General features: G+C 47.4%; 1 protein-coding gene. It reads right to left on the bottom strand.

The genetic code is table 11. The features are described from left to right. Positions 1-872: MobV family relaxase (gene mobV, locus G1O98_RS38410; protein WP_175587045.1), on the bottom strand; the 872-nt coding region annotated here is incomplete at both ends.

An 872-nucleotide genomic window follows, 5' to 3' on the forward strand; every position in this document is an offset into this window, starting at 1 on the left:
TCGTAGAATTTGGGCCCATCTATATTAATGATGTGTCCGTGACCCTTCCATTTTCCTTGGCTATTGTGTAGCCCCAATTCCCAAGCCACATCCTCCAAGGGCAAGTCGCGCAGTTGATTGGTCTGAGATTCTAACGATCGCACCCGCTTCTCTAGTTGCTGTCGTTCCTTCTCGCTGGCCCTAGCCCGTTGCTCTGCCCTCTCCAATCGCTCTTGCATGAAAGCCCGGTCAGCCAGTTGGTGGTTGAGGACATGGAATTGGTGATCATTCTGAATCCGAGCAACGTAATTTGTAGCTGATTCAAAAGGTTCGGGTTCAAGTTTTTTATTCGACCAGACGTTGTTTAGTGGTTCACTGTTAACGGCTTGGTAATATTCTTTGACTTTGGTGTGGGTTGCCTTACTGCCCTTAACCCCTCGTTCAATGCCCAAAGGAGCAAGTGCAGCAGCATAGCTATCTTGCAACTTGGATAACTTAATGCTGGCAGCGCGACCATTACCCCCAAACATTTCTTTGTGGCTTAACTGCAAGGTTTTCTCGTTGATGGGTACGACATAGGCATGAATGTGGGGAGTAGCTTCATCCAAATGCAATTCTGCCCTGACGCACTTATCACCATAGTTATTGACTAGCCAACTGCGAGAAGCCTTAACAAAGTCCAACATTCGGGGATTATCCCATTCGCCGGCTTTTGATGGATTATCGGGGCGAAAATATTCTGGGGATGCCGAGAGAAAAATATCGCTACACAGCACGGCATCCTTGCGCGGTTTGTGTAAAGTTGTGTTGGCTATCTTGTTTTTCACCAAAACTTCAAGCGGTGAATCATCCTCCATGCCAATCAGCCGGATATTTTTTTTAGTGGTGTCGGC

The sequence above is a fragment of the Nostoc sp. UIC 10630 genome, assembly GCF_010747425.1.
Taxonomy (GTDB): Bacteria; Cyanobacteriota; Cyanobacteriia; order Cyanobacteriales; family Nostocaceae; genus Nostoc.